This is a genomic window from Alicyclobacillus sendaiensis NBRC 100866 (assembly GCF_001552675.1).
GTDB lineage: Bacteria > Bacillota > Bacilli > Alicyclobacillales > Alicyclobacillaceae > Alicyclobacillus > Alicyclobacillus sendaiensis.
This window is the reverse complement of record NZ_BCRQ01000030.1, coordinates 1-13,585: the sequence shown is the minus strand read 5'-3', so window position 1 is coordinate 13,585 and position 13,585 is coordinate 1. Positions and strand designations below refer to the sequence as shown.

Genomic DNA, 13,585 nt, shown 5'->3' with positions numbered 1-13,585 from the left:
GGTCACGGCGCAGGCGCGGCATTGGCCGTGCTGTTCGACAGCGCCGCGATCTGGCTGTCCCGTGCGGATTGCTGCAACAAGGCGCTAGCGGTCGCTGGCGGCAGCACCTGCAGGATAGGCCCCGACGCGTCCGGACTCATGGATTCGATGGCCCACGCCGCTTGCGCAGCGGGCATGCGCTGGATGACCTGCGCCGCGGCCGACGGATCCATCTGGGCAAGCACCTTGGCCTCGGCGGCGCCCTGCTTTTGCCCGCTCGAGATGGACGCCAACTGCGCGCGCAAGCCCTTCACCTGATCCTGGAGCGAAGCGGCCTGCGCGCGCGCGGCAGAAAGCTGGTTGTTCAGCGAGGCCACCTGAGACTCGAGCGACTGAATCTGCGAACGCTCAATGGCAATCGTTTGCCGGAGTGCCGCGTCTTCCGCCGATGCAGGCTTGGATGCTTTGCTCCCAAACAGATGTTGAACGTCTTGCCACACAGGGACGCCGAGGACGACGAGCACGGCCGCGATCGCAGCGGCAGCCACGACAAGCGGCACGAACACCAGCAGGAGGACGGTGATGACTCTCCGGCCGGCGCTGGGTTTCTCATCCTCCACCGAGGAGTTGGCCACGTCCACCTTGGCCTCCACGCCCCCGGGCGTCCGGCTCGGCAACCGTTCGGCCTGACGGCCCGCTGCGCGGGGCGTTCCCTCTGAAGGAGTGCGCGCATTCATCGGCGATCGCTTGGCTTCCATACGCGTGCTGCCCCCCGCATGACGGCGTGCTCATCCAACTCGGCCTGCCAGGCACGCGCCTCGCGGCTTCGCCTGGCTTCGTCCAGGCGCGCCCGCAAAGCCTTCCACGTCTCCGCCTCGCTGTACCGCGCCTGAAGTTCCGCGCGCTTTCGCTCGGCTTCTTCCGCGCTCGCTCTCCATTCGCCGGTCAAACGAGTCTGCAACTGCTCCAGGCGACTCACAAACGCCTGCACGATCCCCCAGTCTCGAGCATCCCGGAGGTCTGATCCGGCGGCGAGCGCCTGCAAAGCGCGCGCTTCTGTCTCCTTCAGCCGATCCGCCATCTCTTGCTCCGCCCTGGCAGCCACCGCATACTCTCGCTCCGCGATGGCACGCCATGTTTCACAAATCGCCTCATATCGCTTGGCCAGTCGATGAAGGGAGGTATTCATGCTCGATCCCTCACAAGGTCCAACAGTTGGGCAACGGCGTCCTCCAACGCCATGGTCTCGCCCTTTTTCTGCCGAAGAAACGCGAGAATCTCCGGCATGCGCTCGATAGCCTCATCCGTCAAGGGATCTGCGCCCTGGCGATACGCGCCAATGCGGAGCAGATCCTCGATTTCGCTGTACCGCGCCATCCACTCCCGGACGCGCTCTGCCGCCTGGCGATGAGCCTCCGTCATGATCGACGGAAACAGCCGCGACAAGCTCTGAAGGACGTCGATAGCGGGAAACTGGCCGCGATTGGCGAGCGCGCGCGAAAGCACGATATGGCCATCCAAGATGCCTCGCACAGCGTCGGCAATCGGATCGTTCGGATCGTCGCCCTCCACCAGCACGGTGTACACGGCCGTGATGGTGCCCTCGGCGCCGGGACCGGCGCGCTCGAGGAGGACGGGGAGCTTGGCGAAGACGCTCGGCGTGTACCCTCGCGACGAAGGTGGCTCCCCCATGGCGAGTCCCACCTCTCGCTCCGCCATCGCGAAGCGGGTGAGGGAGTCCATCATGAGCGCCACGTGCATGCCTTCGTCGCGAAAATACTCCGCAATCGCGGTGGCGACGAATGCGGCCTTGCTCCGGACGTACGCGGGCTCATCCGACGTGGCGACCACCACGACGCTTTGCTGCAACCCTTCTTCGCCGAGATCGTCCTCCAAGAATTCTCTGACCTCTCGGCCGCGCTCGCCGACGAGCGCGATGACGTTCACGTCCGCTCGGCCGCCCCGGGCCATCATGCTGAGCAGCGTGCTCTTGCCCACGCCGCTTCCCGCAAACAGGCCGACGCGCTGGCCTCGGCCCAGCGTGAGCAGGGCGTCGATGGCTCGCACGCCCGTCGCGTACGGGGACCGAATGCGCCCTCGCCGAAGCGGTGGGATGGCGGGGACATCCACGGCCCGCCACACCAACGACCCCTGCAGCGGACCTCGATCGTCGATGGGCTCGCCGAGCGCGTTCAACACCCGGCCGACCAATCCCGGCCCGCAACGGATGCGGAACTGCCGATCCAGAAAGCAAACCGGAGTTCCGGGCGACACCTCGGGCAGCGGCCCGAGCGGGACCACATACAGGCGACCTTCGTGAAATCCGATGACCTCGCCCAGCCCTTCCGAAGCATCCCGGCCGAGCGCACACAATTCGCCGAGGGAAGCGGTCGGCCCCGCCACTTCGAGCGTGTGGCCCATGACGCGCATCACGCGCCCCGCGCGGCGAACCAACCGCCTTCGTCCCAGCTCCCGAACCACCTCGGCCATCCAGCTCGAATCACTCCCCATGCGGCCCCCCCTCCGCGAGCTCCGCAAGTACGCGGGACAGCTCGTCCAGGCGCACCTCGACCCGCGCGTCGATCTCGACGGCGTCCGCCGCGATCACGCAATCCCCTCGCGCGAGCGAAAGGTCGGGCACCACCTGAATGGCAATGGCGCCCCCGTGGCGCAGAGCGATCTGGGGGGACGCTTCCCGCACCTTCTCGCAGTCGGCAGGGTGCACGCGGACGTACACCGTCGATGCCGCGACCACTTGCCCAAGCAACTCGTCCACCAGCTTGGCCACGTCTGGCGGCGACAGCTCCAACTCGCGCTGCAACAGGCGACGCACGGCCACCGTCACGAGGTCAAGCATGAGCTGGCGCTGCCCCTTCATCCGGCGGGCGTCGTCCTCGCGAAGCTCCTGCGCGAGCGCGTCCAGCTGCGCCTGCATGCGCGACCTCTCCTCCACAAGTTCGGCCTGCGCTCTGCGGCGCCCCTCCTCCATCCCTCGCTCCAGCCCCACCCGCTCCGCGGCCTGCGCGCGCCGCTCGATCTCCAGCCGAGCCTCGTCGAGCATGGAGGACGCCTTTGCCATCGCCTCAGCGATGATCTGCTGCGCTTTCCGCTCCGCGTCCGCTAGGATGCTCTCGGCCACCTTGGCCCACGGCCCCTTGCCCGGAATCGGGTCTCGGGCGGCTTCCAGGACGTTCATCTTCGCGTCGGGGACCACCGATTCGGCTAGGGAAGGAATCGGGACGGAATCGACCAGCGGCGAGATCCGCCCTCGCTTGACGACGCTAGACAATGATGTCGTCACCTCCTCCGCGCGACACGACGATCTCGCCGAGATCCTCGAGATGGCGTATCACGCTGACAATGCGCTGCTGCGCGTCCTCCACATCGCGAAGCCGGACGGGGCCCATGTACTCCATATCCTCTTTGAACTGCTCCGCCATGCGCTTGGACATGTTGTTGAAGATGACCTCTTTGACGTCTTCCCGCGCGACGCGAAGCGCCAGCTGGAGATCCCTCGCGTCGACCTCGCGAATGACGCGCTGGATGGCCTTCGAATCGAGGAAAATGATGTCTTCAAACACGAACATCCGCTTCTTGATCTCGTCGACGAGCTCCGGATCCCGCTTGGCCAGCTCCTCGAGAATGGTCTTCTCGGTCGACCGATCGACGCCGTTCAAGATCTCGACAATCGCCTCAATGCCGCCGGCTTGCTGATGATCGACGCTCGTCATGGTGGACAGTTTGCTCTCCAAAATCTCCTCGACCTCGGCCACGACGTCGGGGGAGGTGCCTTTCATCGTGGCGATCCGGCGCGCGACTTCCGCCTGGAGATCGGAGGGTAGGGCGGAGAGGATGGCCGCCGACTGGCTCGGCTCCAAATACGCCAACACCAGGGCGATGGTCTGCGGGTGCTCGTCCTGCAAAAAGCTCAGAATCTGACTCGGATCAGCCTTGCGCGCAAAATGAAAAGGCCGAACCTGCAGCGAAGACGTCAGCCTGGCAAGGACCTCCTGCGCTCCCTGCGGGCCGAGCGCACGCTCCAGCACCTCGCGCGCGTAGTCGATACCGCCCGTCTGGATGTAGTCCCGAGCCATGGCGAGATCGCGAAATTCTTCGAGAATCTCTTCCCGCTGCTCCATCCCCACCTTGTTGACGTTCGCGATCTCGAACGTGAGTTGCTCCACCTCTTCCGGAGACAAGCGCTTCATGACCTGCGCGGCCACCTCCTGGCCGAGCGCGATCATGAGCACCGCAGCCTTTTGCTTCCCGGTCAACGAAGACCGCCGCTGCACACCCACCGCCTCCTGTCCGCTCGACAGCCTCATTCGGATAACCACGTCCTCAGCAAGCTCGCGAAGTCATCCGGTCGATGCTGTGCCAGATGGATGAGCTGATTGCGCAGGACCTCCTCCTGCGTCAGGGGCAGCTCTTCGAGCGGCTGCTCGAACGCCTCACCCGCCGGGATTTCAATCACCTCACCGGCCGGCTGCCGGCGCCGCCGAAACACCAGGTAGCCGACGACGGCCAAAGCGCCGAGGAGGAGCCCTCCCAGCGCATACACCCACGTCCGCCCGCCCGGCGGCGCGGGCGCTGCCTGTGCCGGGGTGGTGAACGGGACCGCCGAAACACTCACGACGTTTTTCCCCTGGGACGGCGTGGACCCCAGTACACTCAGCACGAAGTTGCGGATCTGCGCCTGGACAGCGGGCGTGATGCTCTTGTCGTTGCTGTTCAGCAGCACCCCCACCGAATAGCCCAGCACTTGCATGGGATCCGCGGTCGTCTGCTGATTTTGGTAGCTGTACGCGTAGTTCGTGATGGTGTTCGACGACGTGGAATTCGTAGTTCCTCCGCCTGCCGCCGCATAAGTGCTGTTCAGATTGGGATTGCTTCCCGCCTGACCGGCCGCACCCCCAGGCGTGCCGCTCGACGACTGAGATTTCTGGATCTGTTGGCTCGTGACGAATCCGGTGTTCGAACCCGGGGCGTTGATCAACGTGTGCGTCGTCGTCTGCGTTCGGTTGAACGTCACGTTCGCGTGCACCACGACGACCGCGTTCTGAGCCCCGACAATCTGTTGCAGCCCGGAGATGAGTGTCTGCTGCAGATCGTTTTCGAGCTTTTCTCGCATGGCGAGTTCCGTCGCCGCCGAACCCACCGGGCTTGACGCACCGCCCTGAGCGACGCCGCTCGAGAGCACATTCCCGTATTGGTCCACCACCGTCACATTGCCCACCGTGAGCCCCGGCACCGAATGAGCCACCAGTTGCTGAATCCCGTACACCTGCGCGGACGACAGCTGCACACCGGGGCCGAGATCGACGAACACCGAAGCCTTGGCATCGGTCGTCGGCTGCGTCACGAACAGCTGCTGCTGCGGCATGACGATATGCACTTGCGCGGATTCGACGCCGTTGATGTCGCTGATGGTCGCCGAAAGACTCTGTTGAAGCGCGTTCAGCACCTGCAGGTTGAACTGATCCTGCGTCTCGCCAAGCGAGGTTGTCACACCCGAATACGCGTCGTACCCACTTTGCGGAAGGCCGGCCATCGCCAGCTGGATGCGCGCCTCGTCCGCGTATCGCGCGGGCACCAACACCGCCGTACCTTGAATCTGGTTGGGAATTTTCAAGGTGTCGAGCTCCTGCTGAACCTGCCCAAGGGACTTGTCATCCAAGCCCGCCATGATCGTGACGTAGTGCGGCCGCGTCGCCGCGAACACCACCACCAGAAGGGCGGTCAGAAGCGCAGCCGCGGCGACGATCACGTTGCGGCGCGAGCGCGCTGGAAGCCCCGCCCATTTCCCCCGAGCCTGGGTCCAGATGTTTCGCAGGGCTTCGTTCAACGCATCTCACCCTATCCCCCTCGTCATGGGTTAAATCTGCATGTTCATCAGCGTGGTGTACGCCTGCTGCACGCGCGTGGCGGTCTGGGACAGAAGGTCCACCGCGAGAGATGCCTGGGTCTCCGCAATCATGAGATCCGCCGTGGACACCGGGCCACCGCTCGCATACTCCACCGCCAATTGGTCCGCACGAGCGGAAACTTGATTCACCTCATCAAGCGCTTTGCCAAGATAGTCGGAGAAGCTCATGCCGCCGGACGAACCGCTTCCCGCGGACGTGGTCACTGCGGGAATCGCGGTCAGGGCAGAGGATATCGGCTGGACCATCCCCATTCACCTCACTTGCCAATGCCGAGCGCCGTGACGGCCATCTGCTTGGCCGCGTCGAACGCGGTGGCGTTCGCCTGATACGCGCGCGTCGCCTGAATCAGGTCCACCATTTGCGTGGTCAAGTTGACATTGGACGTCTCCACGTACCCATTGACGGCGTCGGGATTGGACGGATCGTACATCAGTTGAAACGGACTCGTGTCCTGCGTGATGCTCGTCACCTCGACGCCCCCGCCAATCCCTTGCACCGCCTGCCCAAGGGCCGTCTGAAAGGAGGCATCACTTTCCACCGGCGCAAAATTGACGATCTCTGCCCGATACGGCCCTCCCTGCGGCGTCCGCGTGGTATTCACGTTCGCGATGTTGTTCGCAATGACGTTCAGCCACAGTTGGTTCGCCGCGAGTCCGCTCGCCGAGATGTTCATGCTCGTGTTGTCCAACATCCGCCTCAGCTCCCCGTGATGGCCGTGCGCAGCCGATCCAGTCGATCCGAAATGTCCTGAACCAGCGTGTCGTATCGCACCTGATTTTCAGCCATCAACACCATTTCTTCTGTGACATCCACGTTGTTCCCATTGCTGTTCACGGTTGTGGACGCATCGGTATAGACCTGAGGCGTGACGCTCGGCAACGCACTCAGATCGTACGTCGGCTCGTTTTCACCGATGGGAATCTGCGCGTCGCCCAACGCACCGCTCGGCCCTCCTGCCAGCGCGCTTTGAAGGAGCGTCTCAAACGCCACATCCTGGCGCTTATATCCGGGCGTGCCGGCGTTCGCGATGTTGTTCGCGTACACCGCCTGCCGAAGCGTCGATGCGTCGAGAGCGCTCTGCAACAACTCGAAGACAGTCATGGACGGTGCTCTCCCCCGACAAAATTCGACGAACTTCAAGTCGAGACTACAAATTCGTCGAATCCGAGCAGAATCCTGCTCGGGACAGTTAAGTTTTTCTTACGAATCGAGTCCAGCGGTCTGTGAGCGGTTGCCCCACCACCACGCACAAAAAAAGGATGACCCTCAAACCGGGCCATCCGCCGCTAGACCAGTGCTCTCAAAGAATGAACTGACTCAAATCTCGGTTTTGCACAATGTCGCCGAGCTTCTCATCCACATAGGCGCGGGTGATCTTGATCTCCCCGAGGCGAATCTCAGGAGCTTCAAACGACAGATCCTCCAGCACTTTCTCCACCAGCGTGTGCAGCCGCCTCGCGCCGATGTTCTCGGTCTCCTCGTTCACCCTCTGCGCCATCTCTGCGATTCGCTCGATGGCCTCGTCGGTGAACTCCACGCGAATTCCTTCTGTTTCCAGAAGTGCGGTGTACTGTTTGATCAGCGAATTCTCAGGTTCTCGCAGGATGCGCACAAAATCGTGCTTGGTCAAAGGCTCAAGTTCGACGCGAATGGGAAAGCGGCCCTGAAGTTCCGGGATCAAATCGGACGGCTTCGCCACATGGAAAGCGCCCGCCCCGATGAACAACATGTAGTCCGTCTTCACCGCGCCGTACTTGGTCGACACCGTCGAGCCTTCGACAATCGGCAGAATGTCCCGCTGGACACCCTCGCGCGAGACATCCGGTCCGTGCGTCTCGCGGCCCGCAATTTTGTCCATTTCGTCGATGAAGATGATCCCGTGATTTTCGGCGCGGTAGATGGCCTCGGCCGTCACCGCATCCATATCGATGAGCTTCTGCGCCTCTTCCTGCGTGAGCACCTTGCGGGCCTCGCGGACGGTCATCTTCCGTTTCTTCGTGGACTTTGGCAACAGATTGCCGAGCATCTCCTGCAGGTTGCCGAGGCTCTCCGCGCCCATGCCCGGAACGAAGCCCAGCGCCATGGGACCCGCCTGCTCCTCGACGTCGACCTCGACGTAGTGATCCTCAAGCGCTCCCATGAGCAGCTTCTGTTTCACGCGGCGGCGCTCCTCCCGAACCTCGTCCGACGACGGCTCCTGCGAACGATCCGCCGCAAATCCGCCGCTGAACAGCATCTCCAACGGATTCCTCGTGCGCGATCGCGCCCCCGGATCGGGCACCAGCGCTTCGACAATGCGGTCATTCGCGCGAGCTTCCGCCTCACTCTTCACGCGCTCGGCGTGCTCCGCCTTCACCATTCGCACCGCCGTTTCCACAAGATCCCGGACCATGGACTCCACGTCTCGGCCGACGTAGCCCACCTCGGTGAATTTGGTCGCCTCCACTTTGATGAACGGCGCGCCCACGAGCTTGCTCAACCTGCGCGCGATCTCCGTCTTGCCCACGCCCGTCGGCCCAATCATGAGGATATTCTTCGGCGTCACCTCCGCCTGCAGCTCAGGCGACAGTTTGGAACGCCGATACCGGTTTCTCAGCGCGATGGCGACCGCCCGCTTGGCCTTCCGCTGACCCACGATATACCGATCAAGGTATTCCACAATTTCCCTTGGCGTCAATTCTCGCTCATTGGGCATGAGCCATCCCCCTATACCCCAACGGTCTCCAGGATGATTTGGTCATTCGTGTACACGCAGATCTCCGACGCGATGATCAGGGCCTGCTCGGCGATCTCGGCAGGCTCGAGCTGGGTATTCCGGGCCAACGCCCGCCCCGCGGCGAGCGCGTAGCCGCCTCCGGATCCGATGGCGCAGATCCCATCGTCCGGCTGGATCACCTCGCCACCGCCCGAGACGATGAGGAGATCGCGCGGATCCATGACGACAAGCATCGCCTCAAGCTTCTGGAGAATCTTGTCGGATCGCCACTCCTTCGCGAGTTCCACCGCCGCCCTTGGAAGATTGCCTTGAAATTCTTCCAACTTCTTCTCAAACCGCTCAAACAGCGTGAACGCGTCCGCGACGGATCCCGCGAAGCCGGCCACGACGCGATCGTGGTACAGCCTTCTGACCTTACGGGCGCCGTGCTTCATGACCATGCTGTTGCCAAAGGTCACCTGGCCGTCGCCCGCCATCGCGCCGCGCCCGTCGCGCAGCATCGCAAAGATCGTTGTACCATGCATCTCATATCCCATCGTCGCTCGACTCCCGTCCCTCACTGCCCCGGCGTGCGCGGGGATGTGCTGCGTAGTACGCACGAGCCAATTGCTCGCGGCTCGTATGCGTGTAAATCTGCGTGCTCGACAGGCTCGCGTGCCCCAACAGTTCCTGGACGCTCCGGAGGTCCGCTCCGCCATTCAACATGTGCGTCGCAAACGAATGGCGAAGGCCGTGCACGTGGATGGCGCGCAGCCCAGGGACCTCCTGAATGCGACGCTCCAACACGCGCCTGACACTTCGGTCCGTCAGGCGGCCGCCGCGGCGATTGATGAACACAGCGGGGCAACGCGCCATGCGATCTCGGCACGGGAGATAGCGCTGAAGCGCCTCCACTGCCCGCCGCCCCACCACCACGTACCGCTCTCGCCCGCCTTTGCCGAGAACGCGCGCAAAGCCTGCCGAAAGGTCGAGATCGCCCAGATCCAGCTGAACACATTCGCTGACGCGCACGCCCGTCGCATAGAGAAACTCCAACAGCGCCCGATCCCTCAGCGCCACAAAATCGTCGCCGCGTACGTGATCGAGAAGTGCCGCCACCTCCTCCTCGTGCAAATAGCGCGGCAGGCGCCTGTCTGGCTTGGGCCGGCGAATCTGTTCGGCCAGCGCGGGCGGAATCCAGCCTTGCTTGGCGCAAAACCGCAGGAACGTGCGGATACATGACAGCCGCCGCGCGACGCTCGTCTTGGCCGCCCCGTTCGCCAGCAGGTCGCTCGCGTGCATGCGCACATCGCGCGTCGAAAGCGCATCGAGGCGGTGGACGCCGCGATCGGCAAGCCACGCGCGGAACGCATGAAGGTCCTGCCGGTAGCTGCGCACGGTTCGCGGGCTAAAACGAAGTTCCGCATCGTGAAGAAAGGCGTTCACCGCATCCGCGACGGACGGCGTCAAACCCGCTCCAACTCCCTCATGAAAGCCTGGAGATCGTGAAGAGCCCGCTCCGCATACCGCTCGTAGCGCGCCTTTTTGTCCTTGACCGGCGGATCGAGCGGCGGAAAAATGCCGAAGGTCGCGTTCATGGGTTGGAACCCTTGCGGCGAGGCGTGCGTGATGTAGTGCGCCAGGCTGCCCATCGACGTGGTGGGAGGAAAGACGAGCGCGTCCTGTCCGGCCGCCACGCGAGCCGCGTTGATGCCCGCGATGAGGCCAGAAGCCGCGGATTCCACGTAACCCTCGACGCCCGTCATTTGTCCGGCAAAAAACAGCGTCGGGCGCGCCTTCGCCTGGTACGTCGGCAGAAGCGCAACCGGGCTGTTGATATACGTATTCCTGTGCATGACCCCGTATCGCACGAACTCCGCCTGCTCGAGTCCCGGGATCATCCGAAACACGCGCTTCTGCTCGCCCCATTTCAGGTGCGTCTGAAAGCCGACCATGTTGTACAAGGTGGCGGCCGCGTTGTCCTGCCTCAACTGAACCACCGCGAACGGACGTCGACCCGTCCTCGGATCGCGAAGGCCCACGGGCTTCATCGGGCCAAAGAGCAGCGTTTGTTTTCCTCGCTTGGCCATCGCCTCGATGGGCATGCATCCTTCGAAATACCGCTCTTCTTCGAAGTCCTTCAGCTCCGCGCACTCCGCGTGCACGAGCGCGTCGTAGAACGCTTCAAACTCCTCCTCGGTCATCGGGCAGTTGATGTAGGCCGCATCTCCTTGATCATATCTCGACTGAAAGAAGACCTTGGACATGTCAATGGATTCTTTGGTGACAATCGGCGCTGCGGCGTCGTAAAAGTAGAGATCGCCGTGCCCCACCAGACGCCGGATGTCCTCCGACAGCGCCGGAGACGTGAGCGGCCCGGTCGCCACCACGGTGACACCCTCTTTCGGGATCTCGGTCACCTCCTGGCGAACGACCGTGATGTTCGGGTGCCGGGAGACGAGTTCCGTGACGCGCCGCGAAAAGCCCTCGCGATCGACGGCAAGCGCATTGCCGGCCGGCACCGCGTGGGCGTCCGCGGCTTGCATGATCACGGAACCGAGCCTGCGCATCTCCTCTTTCAAAAGGCCCACCGCATTCGTGATGCTGTTGGACCGCAGCGAGTTCGTACACACCAACTCCGCGAATCCATCCGTGTGGTGAGCAGGCGTCATCTGAACCGGTCGCATCTCATACAGCGTGACCTTGGCACCTCGATTCGCAGCCTGCCACGCGGCCTCCGATCCCGCCAAGCCAGCGCCAATGACCGTGACATGAGCCATGCTGTCACCCCCTCATTTCGCCTGAGCCTCGGTCGCCATCATCGAGTGCGCCTTCTCATTGCTGCACACGACGACCGTCTTCCCTTTTCCGCCCTTTTCAATCATCGGATGCCCGCAGACCGGGCAAGTTTGCCCCGTCGGGCGCTGCCACAGCACGTAGTCACACTCGGGGTACCCGCTGCAGCCGTAAAAGACTTTTCTCGACTTCCCTCGTCGCTCGACGAGCGGTTTGCCACACTTCGGACAGGAGACCGGGATCTCCTTGAGGATGGGCTTCGTGTTTCGACATTCTGGAAAACCAGGACACGCGAGAAACTTCCCGTATTTTCCCGTTTTGTACACCATGAGGCGGCCGCACTTCTCGCAGCGGACGTCCGACACCTCGTCCTTCAGCTCCACGTGTCCTAGAGCGCTTTCCGCCTTCTTCAAATCCTTCTCAAAGTCATGGTAAAACTGATCGAGCAGTTCGATCCAGTTCGCGTTGCCCTCTTCGACTTGGTCCAATCGGCTCTCCATGTCGGCGGTGAACGACACGTCGATGAGTTGAGGAAAATGTTCCTTGAGGATGTTCACCACGATTTCCCCGAGCTCCGTTGGGACAAACCGTTTCTGATCGAGGGTCACGTACCCGCGCTTCAACAGGATGTCGATGGTCGGCGCGTACGTGCTCGGCCGGCCAATCCCGAGCTCTTCCATCGCTTTGACGAGCGACGACTCCGTGTAACGCGGGGGCGGCTGGGTGAAATGTTGCTCCGGCTTCCAGGTCTTTACCTGAACGACGTCGCCCTCTTGCAGGGGAGGCAGCAGTTTCCCTTCTTCTTCGTCGCCTTCGTCGTCGCGGCCCTCTGTGTAGAGCGCCATGAACCCAGGAAACCGGACGACCGACCCCGTCGCGCGAAACCAGGCGCCGTTCGCCTCGAGGTCGACCGACGTGGTGTCAAGGACGGCCGACGCCATCTGACTCGCGACGAACCGCTCCCAGATGAGTTTGTAGAGGCGATACTGATCGCGCGACAAGTGATCCTTCAGCTGGTCCGGGTGTCGCATCACCGATGTCGGCCGAATCGCCTCGTGAGCGTCCTGCGCATCCTCGTTTTTCGCGTATTGCCTAGGCCGATCCGGCACGTAGTCGTCGCCAAACGACTGGCGGATGTAAGCTCTCGCCTCGTCCTGCGCCGATTGCGCGATCCGAGTGGAGTCCGTTCGCATGTAGGTGATGAGACCGACCGTGCCTTCGCCCGGCACGTCGAGCCCTTCGTACAGCTGCTGGGCGATCTGCATGGTCTTATACGCCCGAAAGCCCAATTTGCGGGCGGCTTCCTGTTGAAGACTGCTCGTCGTGAACGGCGCAGCTGGGTTTCGCTTCCGCTCCGACTTCTTGACCCGGCGGACCACGAGAGGATGGCCTTGCACGCGCGACAAGAGTTCCTGCACAGCGGCCTCGTTGGGCAGCGGCGTCTTTTCCTCCCCATAGCCATGGAAGCGAGCCACGAGCTTCTTCCCGTGCACCTGTCCATGGGCGTCCACTGTCCAGTACTCCTCAGGCACAAAGGCGCGAATTTCATGTTCGCGATCGACAATGAGCCTCAACGCGACGGACTGCACGCGACCAGCCGACAGTCCTTTTTTGACCTTGCGCCACAACAAGGGACTCAGTTTGTAGCCGACGAGGCGGTCCAGGATGCGCCGCGTCTGCTGCGCGTTCACGAGATCCAGATTGATCTTCCTAGGGTGTTGAAACGCCTGCTTGATCGCGTCCTTCGTGATCTCGTGAAACACGACCCGACAGTCGTCGTCAGGATTCAGATCGAGCAGGTGTTGCAAGTGCCAAGCGATGGCTTCGCCTTCGCGATCAGGGTCGGCCGCGAGGTAGACCTTTTTCGCCTTCTTGCTCGCCTCGCGGAGCGTCTTGATAACGTCGCCCTTCCCGCGAATGGTGATATATTTCGGTTCAAAACCATGTTCCACGTCGACCCCGAGCTGGCTCTTGGGCAAATCCCGCACGTGGCCCATGGAAGCTTTCACCGTGTACTTGCTTCCGAGATACTTCCCAATCGTCTTCGCCTTGGCAGGCGACTCGACGATGACCAGATAGTCTGACACGCCACGATCCTCCATTCGTCGCAGCCTTGGCAAACCCTGTCCTTGGTTCAAACCATATTATCACCGCGATCCTTTCGTTTGCAAACCGTGTCACCTGTCGG

General features: G+C 62.7%; 14 protein-coding genes. All 14 read right to left on the bottom strand.

The window, feature by feature from the left end:
* Window positions 1-2: 2 nt before the first annotated feature.
* Entirely contained in the window at window positions 3-737 is a 735-nt protein-coding gene (locus AS26_RS07545) for a MotE family protein (RefSeq protein WP_062307949.1), read from the bottom strand.
* Window positions 713-1,168 carry a flagellar FliJ family protein gene (locus AS26_RS07540; protein ID WP_062307946.1) on the bottom strand — a complete coding sequence of 152 codons (456 nt, stop codon included), beginning with the start codon at window positions 1,166-1,168 and terminating at the stop codon, window positions 713-715. The genes AS26_RS07545 and AS26_RS07540 overlap by 25 nt, the downstream gene beginning before the upstream one ends.
* Window positions 1,165-2,490, bottom strand: a complete 1,326-nt coding sequence (locus AS26_RS07535) for a FliI/YscN family ATPase (protein ID WP_062307943.1) — start codon at window positions 2,488-2,490, stop codon at window positions 1,165-1,167. Before AS26_RS07535 ends, AS26_RS07540 begins: the two co-directional genes overlap by 4 nt.
* The gene (locus tag AS26_RS07530) at window positions 2,480-3,268 is read right to left on the bottom strand and encodes a FliH/SctL family protein (protein WP_062307941.1); all 789 of its coding nucleotides are present in this window, start codon (window positions 3,266-3,268) and stop codon (window positions 2,480-2,482) included. The genes AS26_RS07535 and AS26_RS07530 overlap by 11 nt, the downstream gene beginning before the upstream one ends.
* Window positions 3,261-4,304 (bottom strand): flagellar motor switch protein FliG, encoded by a 1,044-nt coding sequence (gene fliG / locus AS26_RS07525; protein ID WP_062307938.1) that lies wholly within the window; start codon window positions 4,302-4,304, stop codon window positions 3,261-3,263. Before fliG ends, AS26_RS07530 begins: the two co-directional genes overlap by 8 nt.
* Window positions 4,301-5,824, bottom strand: a complete 1,524-nt coding sequence (fliF, locus tag AS26_RS07520) for a flagellar basal-body MS-ring/collar protein FliF (RefSeq protein WP_062307936.1) — start codon at window positions 5,822-5,824, stop codon at window positions 4,301-4,303. The genes fliG and fliF overlap by 4 nt, the downstream gene beginning before the upstream one ends.
* A gap of 30 nt (window positions 5,825-5,854) precedes the next feature.
* Complete coding sequence (gene fliE / locus AS26_RS07515; RefSeq protein WP_062307934.1) at window positions 5,855-6,151, bottom strand: flagellar hook-basal body complex protein FliE; 297 nt, start codon at window positions 6,149-6,151, stop codon at window positions 5,855-5,857.
* Between the two features lie 11 nt (window positions 6,152-6,162).
* Complete coding sequence (flgC, locus tag AS26_RS07510) at window positions 6,163-6,597, bottom strand: flagellar basal body rod protein FlgC (RefSeq protein WP_062307932.1); 435 nt, start codon at window positions 6,595-6,597, stop codon at window positions 6,163-6,165.
* Between the two features lie 5 nt (window positions 6,598-6,602).
* Window positions 6,603-7,007, bottom strand: a complete 405-nt coding sequence (gene flgB / locus AS26_RS07505) for a flagellar basal body rod protein FlgB (protein ID WP_062307929.1) — start codon at window positions 7,005-7,007, stop codon at window positions 6,603-6,605.
* Between the two features lie 199 nt (window positions 7,008-7,206).
* Entirely contained in the window at window positions 7,207-8,601 is a 1,395-nt protein-coding gene (gene hslU / locus AS26_RS07500; RefSeq protein WP_062307927.1) for an ATP-dependent protease ATPase subunit HslU, read from the bottom strand.
* Window positions 8,602-8,612: 11 nt separating this feature from the next.
* A complete protein-coding gene (hslV, locus tag AS26_RS07495) occupies window positions 8,613-9,158 on the bottom strand; it encodes an ATP-dependent protease subunit HslV (protein ID WP_062307925.1) in 546 nt (181 codons plus the stop codon).
* A complete protein-coding gene (locus AS26_RS07490; protein WP_062307922.1) occupies window positions 9,148-10,071 on the bottom strand; it encodes a tyrosine recombinase XerC in 924 nt (307 codons plus the stop codon). The genes hslV and AS26_RS07490 overlap by 11 nt, the downstream gene beginning before the upstream one ends.
* Window positions 10,068-11,381, bottom strand: coding sequence for a methylenetetrahydrofolate--tRNA-(uracil(54)-C(5))-methyltransferase (FADH(2)-oxidizing) TrmFO (trmFO, locus tag AS26_RS07485; RefSeq protein ID WP_062307919.1), 1,314 nt, complete (start codon window positions 11,379-11,381; stop codon window positions 10,068-10,070). The genes AS26_RS07490 and trmFO overlap by 4 nt, the downstream gene beginning before the upstream one ends.
* A 12-nt stretch (window positions 11,382-11,393) precedes the next feature.
* Window positions 11,394-13,484, bottom strand: a complete 2,091-nt coding sequence (gene topA / locus AS26_RS07480) for a type I DNA topoisomerase (RefSeq protein ID WP_062308015.1) — start codon at window positions 13,482-13,484, stop codon at window positions 11,394-11,396.
* Between the last annotated feature and the right edge of the window lie 101 nt (window positions 13,485-13,585).